The sequence below is a fragment of the Micromonospora sp. ZG13 genome, from assembly GCF_059359355.1.
In genome coordinates this window covers 293,821-307,220 of the sequence record NZ_JCADBQ010000006.1, presented here as the reverse complement: position 1 = coordinate 307,220, position 13,400 = coordinate 293,821, and the positions used below count along the sequence as shown (strand labels likewise).

The following is a 13,400-nucleotide window of genomic DNA, read 5'->3' as shown; positions in this document are numbered from 1 at the left end:
CCGCAGCCCGCACTCCTCACAATTTTCCACAGGAGGATGCAATGAGCAAGGCTCTACCACGGCTCGGCGCCGGCCTGGGGTACCGCACGGCGCTGCACCACGACATTGTCGCCAACGCGGACCGAATCGACTTTCTCGAGGTAATTTCCGACCAATATCTCCACGCCCCGCCGGAGAAGCTCCTTCGGCTTCTGGAACTCAGCGACACCTTCCCGTTGATTCCGCACGGCGTCGGCCTCTCCGTGGGCACGGCCGCGCCTCTCGACGACGATTACCTGAATAGGCTCGCGCAGTTCGTGGAGGCCACGAAGGGCCACTGGTTCAGCGACCACCTCAGCTTCACCAAGGTGCCCGAGGTCGATGTTGAGCAGCTCACTCCGGTATGGTTCACCGAAGAGAGCCTCGACGCCGTGTGCCGGAATGTCCGGCAATTGAAGGCGCGAATTCCGGATCCGCCCTTCCTGCTGGAAAACGTCACCTACTACTTTCCCGTCCCCGGCAACGACCTCAGCGAGGGCGAGTTTCTCACCCGGGTGCTGGAGGAAACCGACACCGGCCTACTGATCGACGTGAACAACGTGTGGATCAACTCGGTGAACCTGGCCTTCGACCCGTACGAGTTCCTCGACTCCATACCTCTGGAGCGGGTGGTGCAGATGCACATCGCCGGCGGGGTCGAGATGGCCGGGATGATCGTCGACACCCACAGCAGCCCCGTCAACGAGCATGTCTGGCAGTTGGCGGCCCACGTGGTGGAACGCGCGCCGGTAAAGGCGATCCTGCTCGAGTGGGACTCTGACTGGCCGGAGTTCGCAGAGCTGCTCGACCACCTGGACCGCGCACGTGACCTGCTGCCCGACCGGGTGGAAGCCGGCTCATGAGCCTGCTCGACATGCAACGGGTGTTCAGCCGGCTACTCACCGACCCGTACTTCCAGCGGGAGTTCTTCGCCGACGGCGCGGACCGGCCGCCAGGATACGACCTCACCGAACGGGAGCTGGACAGCCTGCGGCGGATGGACCGGAAGCGACTGCGGCTGCACGCCGGCAACCTCGCGCACGCCCGGCTGGGCCTGGCGCTCAAGTCGACGCCGTTGTCGGCGCTGGTCCTGCACACCCAACTGGACCGCCACCTGGTCCGCTTCTGTCGGGAGTATCCCCCGATCCCGGTCGCGGAGAGCGCCGTCATCCTGGCCACCACCCGGCTGTGCGAGTTCGCGGAGAAGCTGTTCGCCGAGGGCGAGTTGCGGCCCGCGTACGCCTGGGATCTGCTCCGGTACGAGAAACACCTGCTGGTGCAGGGGTTCGGTGTCGCATCCTGTGCCAGCGCCGCCGAGTTCGCGCACCGGACGACCCCGCCAGGGTCGTTCGGCGACCATGTGCCGATCACCGGCCCCCATGTGCTCGTCGACCATTTCCGACACGACCTGACCGCCCTTCTGCCAAGGTTGCAGTCCGGTGATGTGCCCGAGCACGTGCCGCCGTTGGCCGAGCCGGTACGGATCCTGTTCGTCAAGCGGCCGCTGAAGGCCCTCGTACAGACCTGTCGGCTCAACGTCGCGATGGAGTCGGTGTGGCGCCGGTGCGACGGCGTCCGCACGGTGGACGAGATCGCTTCCGCCTATCCCGACCCGCGCCCGGTCGTCGAGGCGCTCCGCGCCCTGCACCGGTTCGGGGCGATCGCGCTGACGACCGGAAGGACGTGCTGAGGATGTGCGGCATCACCGGAATCTTCGGCAGTCAGGACCGGTCGGCTCTGACGGCGATGACGGACGTACTGCGCCACCGCGGCCCCGACGACGAGGGCCGGTACGACGCGGGCGTCGTGGGCGTCGGTCATCGACGCCTGAGCATCATAGGAATCGACAACGGCGCCCAACCGATCCGCGGCGACCGCCGCGAGGTGTACGTGGTGGCCAACTGCGAGATCTACAACTATCGACAACTCCGGGACGAGTTGCGGCGGCGGGGACACGACTTCCGTACCGACTCGGACGCCGAGGTGATCGTGCACCTGTACGAGGAGTACGGCGACCGCTGCGTCGATCATCTCCAGGGCATGTTCGCCTTCGCGGTCGTCGACGGTGAACGGTTGCTGCTGGCCCGCGACCGATTCGGCATCAAGCCGCTGCACTACGCCGAGGTCGACGGCGCCCTGCTGTTCGGTTCCGAGGTCAAGGCCCTGCTACAGAACTCCTCGCTGACGCCCGAGATCGACGGCGAGGCGCTGGTGGACACCGTCGTGCTCGGCCATCCCGCCGGCCCGGGCACCCTGCTGCGCGGGGTGGTGAGCCTGCCGCCCGGCCACGTGCTCAGCGCGGTCGTGGCAGAGGGCCGGCTGGTCACCGCGCTCACCCGCTACCACACGCTGCCGGACGTCGACCCCGATCCGGTCCCGTTACCCGAGGCCGCCGCCGAACTCATGGACCTGCTGCGGAACACCGTCCAATCGCACCTGATGGCCGAGGTCGAGGTCGGCGTCACGCTCTCCGGCGGGCTGGACTCGACGCTCCTGGCACGGCTCATGCGCGAGCTGCACGACGGCCCGATCCGCGCGTACACGATCGGGGACCGTCCGGACCATCCCGACGTGGTGCAGGCCCGACGGCTGGCCGGACAGTTCGGACTGGACCACCATGTGTCGATCCTGAGCTTCCAGGACTTCGTCGCCGCCATCCCCCGCTACCTCACCGCCGCCGAGCAGCCCGCCGGTCTTGGCGGGATCGCACTCAACGTCCTCTGCCGACGCATCGGCCGCGATGTCAAGGTGTGTCTCAACGGCGAGGGCGCGGACGAGGTCTTCGGTGGTTACGGCGAGTACGTCGACCGGCGGTTCCGCACCCGTCGCATGCTCGACCGACTCGCCGCCCTCGAAACGTCGGGCCACAGCGTCAGCAGTCGGGGCCGGCAGTTCCTGGACTCCCTCACGGCCGACCAGCCATTCCCCGAGTACCTGCGGACGCTGTTCGCCGAGAACATGCGGGAACAGCTCACCCGGGACCACCTGGAGCTCCTCGATGCCTCCTCGATGGCGGCAAGCCTGGAGATGCGGGTGCCCTTCCTCGACCACCGAGTGGTCGAGTTCGCCTTCCGTCAGCCGCTTGCGTACCGGGTCGACTGGGAGTTGGGCATCGCCAAGCGACTGTTGAAGCATGCCGTCCTGACCACCTGGGGCGACGAGGTCAACCTGGTGGGCAGCGTGCTGCGCCGCAAGATCGGGGCACCCACCTCGGTACTCGGGCACCGGGAGCGGTTCATCCGCCTCTGCGAGCAGGTGCTGCCGGCGGACTACCTGCGCGACGACGAGTACGGCGCGTACTTCGACCAGAAGTCCGACCTGCTGGTGTTCAACCTGTACCGGGAGATCTTCATCCGATACCGGGGCGTGCTGCCCGACGGATTCACCATGCTCGACTTCATGACGGAGCAGGCCCGCCGGCCGGCCCTTTCCCTGCGCGGCTGACCAGCAGTCCTATGCCGACCGACACCGTCGACGAGCGGGATGGCCTGCTCCGCGTAATGGCACTGTTGCGGCCCCAGTGGCGGGCGGCCGCGGCGGCAGTGGGATTGGGCGTCCTGGTCATCCTCCTCACCAACGCACTGCCGCTGGTGATCCGGCACATCATCGATCACGGACTGGTGCCCCGTGACAGCGACGCCACCATCGACGGCCTGTGGCTCCTGCTCAGCCTGGCCGCCCTGCGTTGGCTCTGCGACGTCGTCCGTCGGGAGGCCAGCGGGGGCGTCGGGCTGCGACTGGAGGCCGACCTGCGGGCCCGGCTGTTCCGACACCTGCTCTCGCTCGACGTTGGCTGGCACAGCCGCGTCGAGAGCGGCCGGGTGCTCTCCCTCGTCGGATCCGACGTGCGGATCATCCGCGCCTTCGTTTCCTACTCCGCTCTGTTCATTATCCTCAACTCGCTGACCGCGGCCGCCGCACTGACCCAGATCTGGGTGCTGTCGTGGCCGGTGGGACTCGCCGCCACCTGCGTCCTGCCGCTGTTCGGGCTGGTCACCGTGGGCTACGGCCGCAAGACGTTCGCCGTCTCCGCCACCCTTCAGGAGAGGGTGGCCGCGCTGGCCACGCACGCCGAGGAGAACGCGGCGGGAATCCGGGTCGTCAAGGGGCTCGGCCGGGAGGACGAGGAAATCCGGGCGTTCACCCGCAGGTCGATCGAGGTTCGCGAGCAGAACGTGGCCGCCTCCGCTCTCCAGGCCCGTTACCTGCCCTGGACGATCGGGCTGCCCGAGATCGGGCTGGTGCTCATCGTCTGGTTCGGCGGGTACCTGACGATCCGGGGATCGCTGACTGTGGGCACCCTCGTGGCGCTGAGCACCTACATGGCGCTGCTGGTCTGGCCGGTCGCCTCGATGGTCGGGCTGTTCGGCTCCGCCCGGCGGGCCGCCGCGAGCGCCGTACGCGTCTTCGAGGTGCTGGACCAACGCCCGACGATGACCGACCGTCCTGGCGCGGTCGACCTGCCCCGACCTTCCGGCGGGGCTTCCGTCACCCTCGACGGCCTCTGCTTCCGGCATCCCGGCGGGACATGGCCGGGCCTGCGCCGGATCCGGTTGCACGTGATGGCCGGTGAGCACGTGACGATCGAGGGCCCCGGTGGTTGCGGCAAGTCGGCCCTGGCCGGGCTCCTGGTACGGCTCTGGCCGCCGGACTCCGGCCGCCTGCTGGTCGACGGCGTCGACGTCTCCGACGTCACGCTCGCCTCCCTGCGCGGCACGGTGGGCTACGTGCCGCAGGAAGCCACCCTGTTCCACGGCACCATCCGGGACAACCTGCTCGTCGGCCGTTCCATGGCCACCGACGCGCAACTTGAGCGGGCCCTGCGCCTCGCCGCTGCCGACGAGGTCATCCGATCGCTGCCCGAGGGTCTGGACACCGTGGTCGGTGACCAGGGACACCTTCTCTCCGGCGGGCAACGCCAACGCCTGGCCCTCGCCCGGGCGCTCCTGACGGAACCTGGGATCCTCGTCCTCGACGACGCGCTGACCCAGCTCGACATGGAGTCCGGACGCCGCGTGCACGACCGGCTGGGCGAACTGGTCGGCACGGTGACGGTGCTGCACCTGACACGACCCGGCACCGCGCGACACAAAGCCGGCCGGGTGGTGACGCTGACCGACGCAGGCGTTCTGCGCGAGGCCACCGAGGCGGGCGGTGGTCATCGGTGACCGCGCGGCGTGGGGGCACGGTCGCGTTGCTGCGCCCGTTGGCGCGGGCGCACCGAGGGCAGGTCCTGCTCGGTGTCGCGGCGGCCGTCGTCCAGACCGCCGCCGCGCTCGCCATCCCGTACCTGGTGAAGGTCGCCATCGACGACGGGATCCTGACCGGGAACGCCGGGGTGTTGTCCCTGGCGGCAATAGCCGGCATCGCGCTGGCTGGTATCGAGGTGCTCGCGGCCCGCACCCAGGTCCGCGCGGTCGCGCGGGCGGGACACGGCATGCTGTGCACCGCCCGGGTGGCGCTGTTCTCGCACCTCCAGCGGCTGCCCATGCAGTACCACGAACACAGTCGCCCCGGCCGGCTCGTGGCCAGCCTCACCGCCGACATCGAGGCGATGACGGGGCTGCTGACCCAGGGATTCGTCACCCTCTTCGTCAGTACGCTCACCTTCGCCGGCACGGCGGTCGTCCTCGTACTACTTGATCCAGGGCTGGCCCTCGCCTGCCTGGTCGTGGTGCCCGTGCTGGTGTTGGCCACCAGATGGTTCCGCCGCCGGTCCGCGGTGGCCTGGCGACAGGTGCGGGAGACCGCGACGGCGGTGACCGTTCAGGTGCAGCAGATGCTCACCGCCGTGCCGGTCATCCAGGCGTTCCGCCACGAACGGGCCACACTGGCCCGGCTCGCCGCGGTGGACGCCGAGGAGCGGCTGGCCAAGGCCGCGACAGTCCGCAGCGCTGGCGTCTACTTCCCCACCATCGACCTCTGCTCGACGCTCGCCACCGTCGCCGTCCTGGCCATGGGCGCCCGTTCCGTCGTCACCGACGGCCTGGAGATCGGCACCCTCACCGCCTTCCTGCTCTACCTGCGCGGCTTCTTCAGCCCGATCTACGAGTTGTCCACCGTGTACGACACGGTGCAGGCCGCAGTCGCGGGCGCAGAGCGGGTCAACGGCATCATGGCGACACCGGCGACCGTGGCCGAACCGGCGTCTCCGGTACGGCTGGTGAAGCCGCGTGGAGGGGTCGTCCTGTCCGGCGTCACCTTCGCCTACCCCGACGCCGACGGCGTCACCGGACCCGACGTGCTGCACGAGGTGAACCTCACCGTGCCGGCCGGCAGCACCCTCGCCGTCGTCGGCCCGAGCGGCGCCGGCAAGTCGACGCTGGCGAAGCTGGTGCTGCGCTTCTACGACCCGCGGCGGGGCCGGATCACCCTCGACGGGGTGGACCTGCGCCGGCTGACCCACGCGGACCTGCGCCGGGCGGTCGCCTACGTGCCGCAGGAGGGGTTCCTCTTCACCGGTTCCGTCGGGGACAACATCCGGTGGGGTGATCCCACGGCCACCGACGCCGACATCGAGGCGGCCGCCCGTAAGCTGGGGATCTGGCCGGTCCTGTCCGCCACGTCCGGTGGCCTCGGCACTCAGGTGGGCGTGCGCGGGGCGGCGCTGTCCGCGAGTCAGCGTCAGGTGGTCGCGATCCTACGGGCGTGGATGGCGGACCCGGCGGTGCTGATCTGGGACGAGGCGACCAGCAGCCTGGACGTCGAGACTGACCGAGCCGTGCAGCAGGCCACCCGCCTGCTGCGCTTCGAACGCACCACGATCGTCGTGACCCACGACCTGTTGGGGGCACTGGATGCGGACGCGTTGGCGGTGGTTCGGGACGGCCGGGTCGTCGCGCACGGCCCGCCGGCGGAGCTCCTTGCTGAGGATCGCTGGCTGTCCGCCGTGGTCGCGGGCGAACGGACGCTGAACCCTACGACGGCTGCTTCCCGTGCGACTTCGCCGCCTGACGGGCGCAGCTGATCGATCCAAACGAGTCAGCTGATGGATCAGGACGGTGCGCCGGGTACCCGACGAATCCGGTTGGCGACAGCCGGTGTCCCTTCACCCGCGTCGGCGATCCTGACACTCTGCATCCGATGGGTGACCCTTCGGATGGGGCAGGTCGAGAGCGATGGCGAAGCGTTGGTTGATCACGGGATGTTCGAGCGGACTCGGTCGGGCCCTCGCGGCCCGGCTCGCCGCCGAGGGGGAAGAGGTGGTGGCGACGGCCCGACGGCCGGAGACCCTCGACGAACTGGTGGCCCGGCATCCGGGCAACCTGGTGGCCGCCGCCCTGGACGTACGGGATCCGGCGCAGTGCGCGGAGGCGGTCGAGCGGGCGGTGGACGCCTTCGGTGGCGTCGACGTCCTGGTGAACAACGCCGCCTACGGGCAGTTCGGCACCTTCGAGGAGGTCTCCGACGCGGAGGTCGCCGCGCAGTTCGACACCAACGTCTTCGGGCCGTGGCGGCTCACCCGGGCCGTACTGCCGGTGTGGCGGGCGCAGCGCCGCGGGCACGCGGTCTTCGTCAGCTCGGTCGCCGGTGTGGTCCCCTTTCCCGGGCTGGCCGCGTACACGGCGAGCAAGTTCGCGATGGAGGGAGCGGCCGAGTCGCTGGCCGCCGAGGCCGGGCACCTCGGGGTGAAGGTCACCATCCTTCAGCCGGGCGGCTTCGCCACCGGCTACAGCGCCAACCTGGTCATGCCGGAGCACCGGATCGCGGACTACACGCCCATCAGCGACGGCCTGCTCGGCGCGCTGCGCGGCATGAACACCAAGGTCGAGGTGAACTCCCCCGCGCTCTTCGCGGACGTGGTCTGGCGGCTCGGTCAGATGGAGTCGCCGCCGCTACGGCTGCCGGTGGGACCGGACTCGGAGACCTTCCTGGAGGCCGCCTACGACGCCCGGCGCAGCGAGTACGACCAGGTCGTCAAGGCGGGCCATCACATCATCGCGTGACCCCGGCCCGAAACCGGTCGGGTCCGCGGGCCCTGCGCGTGAGGCGGCGGCCGCGCCCTGTCCGGTCCGGAGACCGGGCAGAGCGCGGCCCGGTGGGCCGACGGGTCGGTCAGCTGTTCAGCTTGGCCAGCAGCGCGTTGGCCATGCCCTGCTCGCCCCTGGCGTTGGGGTGGAACGGGGCGGCGGCGTTCTGCGGGATCAGCCCCTCGACCCACCGGGTGCCGCTGCTCTTGCACGTGTCGTGGCCGACCGACGGGGCGTAGACGTCGGCGTAGCTGGCGTCGTTCGCGGCCGCGGTGGCGGCGAGCATCGTGTTCAGCGACTTCTGGACGCTGCGCAGGTACGGCACGTCCTGGTAGGCGATCGGCACCACCGGCCAGCAGCCGTAGCCGCTGTCGGGCAGGATCGCCGGGTACCCGAGCACCACGACCCGCGCGCCCGGGGCGGCCCGGCGGACCGCCTGCAGCACGGCGGTCACCTTCGGCGCGGTGGCGGCGATCCTGGCCTGCAACTGGTCCACGCCACCGGCGGTGTACCGGTTCTTGCACGGGGATCCGAGCGGGCTCTTGAGGCTCGCCTCCGCGCAGTCGCTGATGATGCCGGAGAAGCCGATGTCGTTGCCGCCGATCTGCACGGTGACCAGGCTCGTGTTCGAGGTGACGGCGCTGAGCTGCGGCGGCAGCGAGATGCCCAGTGCGCCGCTGCCGCCGACGAGGATGTCCTCGGTGGTGGCGCCGGAGCAGCTCACGTCGGCGAACGACGACGAACCGGCGGAGGCGGCGACCAGCGACGGGTAGTTGCGGTTGGAGCGCAGGCAGTTCAGGTCCACCTGGGTGGGGACCAGCGGGGCGGAGGTGTACGAGTCACCGAGCGCGACGTAGCGCCCGGTGGGTGCGGCGGCGGTGGCCGGTACGGCGAAGGCGAGCAGCACACCGGCGGTGGCCGCGGCGAACGCGGCGAGCCGGCTGGCCGCCCGGAGCAACGGCAGGCGGGGACGGGTCATGGCATCTCCCAGAGGGATCATGGTGGGTGCCGTGATTCTGTCCGTGCCGTCGCCGAACGTCAATATCGATGACCTTTACCGGCGTCCCCGGCCGGGTCGGCGGCTCGGGCGCGGGCACACCAGCGGGGCCGCCGGTGTCCCGGCGGCCCCGCTGGTGTGCCGTCCCTCAGACGATCTCCACCCCGTAGACGCTCAGCGCCTCGGTGACCGGCTGGAAGTAGGTGGTTCCGCCGGAGGAACAGTTGCCGCTGCCACCGGAGGTCAGGCCCAGGGCGGTACTTCCGCTGAAGAGCGCGGTATTCATAGATCTCATATTGGTTGCAAGAGTGATGGTTGGTCGGACTCAGCCACTTCTCATACCTTGGGTCCGGACAGCCCGACCAGTGGCGCCTGCGGCGATTAGGGAGTATTCGGCCGAGAATCAGCAGGTCAGTCGACCCGGCCCGCGACCCACCGGACGACCCCGCTCGCCCACCACGACCGCATGCCGGGACAAGGCCACGCGCCGAAAAATCGACGCCGCGGAAGGGCGCTCCGGCGGTCGGGACGCGGCCTGCCGCGACCTGTGGTTGGCGTGCCCGCTGGCCGCGAAGGCGTACGCCACAAGCCCGTCGCACCGCGCCCACGCGCGGTGGGGTGGCTAGCGGCGCGGCGGGGCCGCGACGCTGGCGCGGGCGACCAGGCTCGGTGCGACCGTCTGCCGCAGCGGGCCGGCGAGGTCCGGGGACCCGATCTGGGCGAGCAACATGTCCAGGCTCGCCCGGGCGACGGCGGCGAAGTCGGGCCGCACGGTGGTCAGCGGCGGGATGAAGTAGGCCGCCTCGGGCACGTCGTCGAAGCCGACCACGCTGATGTCGTCGGGCACCCGTCGGCCGTGCTCGTGCAACGCCCGCAGCACACCGAGCGCCAGGTGGTCGTTGGCGGTGAAGACCGCCGTGACCTCCGGCATCCGGGCGAGCATCTGACCGCACCGGTAGCCGGCCGCCGCGGACCAGTCCGCCGGGACCAGCGGCGGCACCTCGGCGCCGGCCAGTCGCAGGGCCTCCCGCCATCCTTCGATCCGCCCCGCGCTGTCGAACCAGTCCGACGGGCCGGAGACGTGCCAGACCGTCCGGTGCCCCGCGTCTAGGAGGTGCTGCGTGGCCGCCCGGGCGCCGGCGACCTGGTCGACCGTCACCAGCGGGATCGGTCGGCGCGGGTCACCGTCGACGGTGACCAGGGGCACGTCCTGAGGAAGTCGTTCGAGGGCCTCCCCGGCCGACTCGACCGGCGCGATCACGACGATGCCGGCGACCCGGTGCGCGAGGTGCCGCTCCACCGCCGCGGAGATGGACCGGTGGTCCAGGTCGCTCACGCTGCCGACGCTGACCGCGAACCCCGCCTCGGCGGCCGCCTGCTCCAACGCGGCCAGCAACGACGCCGGACCGTAGAGGGTGGTGTTCTGCGCGACCACACCGATCACCTGGGACCGACCGGTCACCAGCGCCCGCGCGGCCCGGTTGGGTCGGTAGCCGAGCTCCGCGATGGCCGCCTGGACCCGCAGCCGGGTCTGCTCACGCACGTTCGGGTGCCCGTTGAGCACCCGGGACACCGTCTGGTGGGAGACGCCGGCGAGGCGAGCAACGTCTGTCATCGCGGGACTCCGCACGGCCACCTCACCTCCCCCGCCCGCCCGTCGGCGATCGCGCACGCCGACGTCGACAGGAGCGGCCTTCGTGGTGCTGAAGCCGCCCTCCCATCCGCCACGGCGACGTGTGCCGGGTGACCGAGGTTGGAACGTCGACAGTCTACGCCAGCCGTCCCGTCGCCCAGAGTGCGGCTGAGCCGTCCGGTCCGGCGCACCGTCACCGCGCCGCCCAGGGACTGGGTGGCGTAGTTGAAGATGCCGAACCGGTATCCCATGAAGAACTGCCAGGCGTTGTTGAGGGTCAGCGCGTTGCCCAGCGCGACGAAGGTGACCCCGTCGGTGCTGTACGAGAACCTCTCCTGCCGCCCCGAGCCGGGTCGGATGTCGGCGTTGGCCAGCACCCAGATCCGCCCGCCGGAGACCTCCGGCCGGGGCCTGTACCGCGACCGGGTGCTGGCGACGGTGACCGGGGCGCTGGCGATTCGGCGCCGACGCGAGTTCCTCCGCGCCCGGGTGGCCTCCGGAGCGGCCGGCGGTCGGATCGAGGTACGACTCGACAGCGTCACCGGCCCGCTCGCGGGCACGTGTGCCGGCGGCTGGCAGACGTGGACCACCTCCACCTGCGCGGTCAGCGGGGCCTCCGGCACCTGCGACCTCCGCCGCCAGCGTGCAGTGGTCCCGCGCCCGGGTCGGCCTCGGGAGAGGGCTGTGCGGTGACGCTCGACCGTCGCCGCGCGGCCCTCTCCTGTCGGCGATGATCGATGTCGCTATCCGAACTCGGGTAGCAGTCGACATCTGTCGTGTCATCGAAGCCAGGGTCAAGCGGATGCCGCTGGCCGGCAGGAAACCCGCGCGCCGGGCGTCCGGCACGAGATCGATCGTTTCACGCGCCACGTACCCTCTGCGTGGCCCGGGGCGGGCTCGGCGTCACGCCGAGCCCGCCCCTGGCGACTTTCCGATCCTGGCCCCGCACCCTGACGCTGACCGCCGGCACTCGCCGGCGCCCGCGGACGTCAGGAACAGCCGAGCGGAACCGGTGTCACGTCGTCAGCGCTGCAGCGTCAGCACGCCCGGTCGGTAGGGCAGCAGGCCGTAGTCGCCGCCGGAGTTGGGGGATCGGCCTTGGTAGAGCAGTTGGAGGTTGCAGGGGTCGATGGTCATGGTCTGGTCGGCGTTGCTGCGGATCAGTTCGCCGTGGCTGATGTCGTTGGTCCAGGTGGCGCCGCTGTTGGTCTTGCCGGCGAAGGGGTTGCTCTCGGTGGCGGCCTGCGGTGTCCACGTACCGCCCAGGCTGGTGGCGGTGAAGGAGCGGAAGTAGCGACCCTGCGCGCCGATCGCCTCGACGAGCATGAGGTACCGGTTCTGGCCCTGGAGTTTGTAGACCTGAACGCCTTCGAACAGGTTGTTCGTCGTGTCGCTCATGATCACCGTCGAGGTGGAGCCGAAGCTGCCGGGGAAGTTGCCGATGGGCATGCTGGCCCGGTAGATCCTGCCGTTGTCGCCGGCGAAGAACAGGTACATGTTCGTGCTGTCACCGATGATCGCCTGGTCGATGGGGCCGGTGCCGGAGTCGGAGATGCTGCCGGAGAACAGCGTCTGCGGCGACGACCAGCTGTTGACGTTGGTGGGGTCGGTGGAGGTGCGGTAGGAGAAGGCGGGTCCGCCCCACTGGTAGGCCAGGACCCAGATGTTTCTGGGGGCGAAGTAGAACAGTGACGGTGCGACGGCGGCGAAGGGCATGGGGTTCTGGCTGGCCGAGGCCATGTCGGACCAGTTCGTGAAGACACCGAAGTTCATCGAACCCCACGTGGTGCCGGTGTCGTGGGTGGTGGCGTAGACGAGGTGGCGGCCGTTGTAGGGGGCGTGGGTGAAGTCCTTCAGCGACACCCATCCCGCCCGCGGCTGCGCCAACGCACCCGACGACGACCACCGGTACGACGACGGCAGAGCACACGTACCAGGCGGCGGCGTGGTGGGGTTTCCTCCACCGTCGACGCGGACGAGTTGCCACTGCTGGTTGTTGCCGTTCCAGTCGTCGTACTGCACGACGCTGCCACCGTCGGCGGTCGAGGCGCCCTGGACCTCCACCACCTTGTTGCTGTTGCGGTTGATCAGGCGGACGTAGCCACCGGCAGAGTCGGCCAACCGGAACTGCTGGTTGACCGAGTTGTTGTCGGCCCACTGCACGATGCTGCCACCGTTGGCGGTCGAGAAGTTGTAGACGTCCAGCACCTTGCCGGACAACCGCGACCGCAACCGGTAGTAGCCACCGCCGGAGTCCACGAACTGCCACTGCTGCTGGTTGCCGTCGTTGCGCGCCCACTGCACGATGCGCGCGCCGTCATTCGTGGCCAGGTTGTAGACGTCCAGGGCCTTGCCACTGTTTCGGTTGATCAACACGTACCACGCGCTCGTGTCGACCGTCGCCGCGGCGGCGGGCGTCGACGACACCACCGCCGCGGCGGCACCGCCGACCAACAGGGCCACGCCGGCGGCGACGAACCGCAGCAGCAGCCCGCGCCGCCGCGACGGCGGCGCGATCGATGGAGCCTGACGAAAGGCAGACATGATCCTCCTCAAACACAGGGAAATGGCGTACGGACGGGCGCACCGCGACGCGTGGCGGCGCGCCGGGCGCGCGCTAGTTAGCGTTAACACTTTTCGTGCACGCCCTGGTGAAGCCTGGCCCGAGGCGGCGAGCGTGGCCGCCCGGTGAACCACACCGCCGCCGTCCCTAGTCATCGACTGTCAGCGATAACATGCCGTTCGTCAAGCCGTAACGTCGCCAGGCCGCCAGCCGGCGACG

10 protein-coding genes and 2 pseudogenes are annotated in these 13,400 nt (G+C 70.1%); 7 read left to right on the top strand and 5 right to left on the bottom strand.

The annotated features are described in order from the left end of the window. Positions 1–41: 41 nt before the first annotated feature. The 6 genes from AC5L34_RS16180 to AC5L34_RS16155 all read left to right on the top strand — a co-directional run bounded on the left by AC5L34_RS16180 (position 42) and on the right by AC5L34_RS16155 (position 7,964). Positions 42–881 (top strand): MbnB/TglH/ChrH family RiPP precursor modification enzyme, encoded by an 840-nt coding sequence (locus AC5L34_RS16180; RefSeq protein WP_441175849.1) that lies wholly within the window; start codon positions 42–44, stop codon positions 879–881. Continuing rightward, positions 878–1,708 carry a hypothetical protein gene (locus tag AC5L34_RS16175; RefSeq protein WP_441175850.1) on the top strand — a complete coding sequence of 277 codons (831 nt, stop codon included), beginning with the start codon at positions 878–880 and terminating at the stop codon, positions 1,706–1,708. Before AC5L34_RS16180 ends, AC5L34_RS16175 begins: the two co-directional genes overlap by 4 nt. 2 nt (positions 1,709–1,710) lie before the next feature. Beyond that, positions 1,711–3,462 (top strand): asparagine synthase (glutamine-hydrolyzing), encoded by a 1,752-nt coding sequence (gene asnB, locus AC5L34_RS16170; RefSeq protein ID WP_441175851.1) that lies wholly within the window; start codon positions 1,711–1,713, stop codon positions 3,460–3,462. A gap of 56 nt (positions 3,463–3,518) precedes the next feature. Next, entirely contained in the window at positions 3,519–5,186 is a 1,668-nt protein-coding gene (locus tag AC5L34_RS16165; protein ID WP_494825706.1) for an ABC transporter ATP-binding protein, read from the top strand. After that, the gene (locus AC5L34_RS16160; protein ID WP_494825704.1) at positions 5,183–6,985 is read left to right on the top strand and encodes an ABC transporter ATP-binding protein; all 1,803 of its coding nucleotides are present in this window, start codon (positions 5,183–5,185) and stop codon (positions 6,983–6,985) included. The genes AC5L34_RS16165 and AC5L34_RS16160 overlap by 4 nt, the downstream gene beginning before the upstream one ends. 151 nt (positions 6,986–7,136) lie before the next feature. Next, positions 7,137–7,964: an SDR family oxidoreductase gene (locus AC5L34_RS16155; RefSeq protein ID WP_441175854.1), complete on the top strand. Its 828-nt coding sequence runs from the start codon at positions 7,137–7,139 to the stop codon at positions 7,962–7,964. Between the two features lie 109 nt (positions 7,965–8,073). Here the strand turns inward: AC5L34_RS16155 and AC5L34_RS16150 are convergent, their stop codons facing one another. From AC5L34_RS16150 to AC5L34_RS16135, 4 genes and pseudogenes are all read right to left on the bottom strand, one after another. Then, positions 8,074–8,967: an SGNH/GDSL hydrolase family protein gene (locus AC5L34_RS16150; RefSeq protein WP_494825702.1), complete on the bottom strand. Its 894-nt coding sequence runs from the start codon at positions 8,965–8,967 to the stop codon at positions 8,074–8,076. A 166-nt stretch (positions 8,968–9,133) separates the two neighbouring features. Further along, positions 9,134–9,262: pseudogene (locus tag AC5L34_RS16145) on the bottom strand (S1 family peptidase); the annotation flags it as partial. A gap of 345 nt (positions 9,263–9,607) precedes the next feature. Next, a complete protein-coding gene (locus AC5L34_RS16140) occupies positions 9,608–10,600 on the bottom strand; it encodes a LacI family DNA-binding transcriptional regulator (RefSeq protein ID WP_494825700.1) in 993 nt (330 codons plus the stop codon). Positions 10,601–10,800: 200 nt separating this feature from the next. Then, a pseudogene (locus AC5L34_RS16135) lies at positions 10,801–11,016 on the bottom strand (glycoside hydrolase); the annotation flags it as partial. On the opposite strand from AC5L34_RS16135, the gene AC5L34_RS16130 reads away from it, so the two are divergent. Then, the gene (locus tag AC5L34_RS16130) at positions 10,976–11,311 is read left to right on the top strand and encodes a carbohydrate-binding protein (protein ID WP_441176017.1); all 336 of its coding nucleotides are present in this window, start codon (positions 10,976–10,978) and stop codon (positions 11,309–11,311) included. The pseudogene AC5L34_RS16135 and the gene AC5L34_RS16130 overlap by 41 nt on opposite strands. Positions 11,312–11,641: 330 nt before the next feature. Here AC5L34_RS16130 and AC5L34_RS16125 read toward each other — a convergent pair whose 3' ends face one another. Continuing rightward, positions 11,642–13,162 (bottom strand): non-reducing end alpha-L-arabinofuranosidase family hydrolase, encoded by a 1,521-nt coding sequence (locus tag AC5L34_RS16125; RefSeq protein ID WP_441175856.1) that lies wholly within the window; start codon positions 13,160–13,162, stop codon positions 11,642–11,644. Positions 13,163–13,400 lie beyond the last annotated feature (238 nt).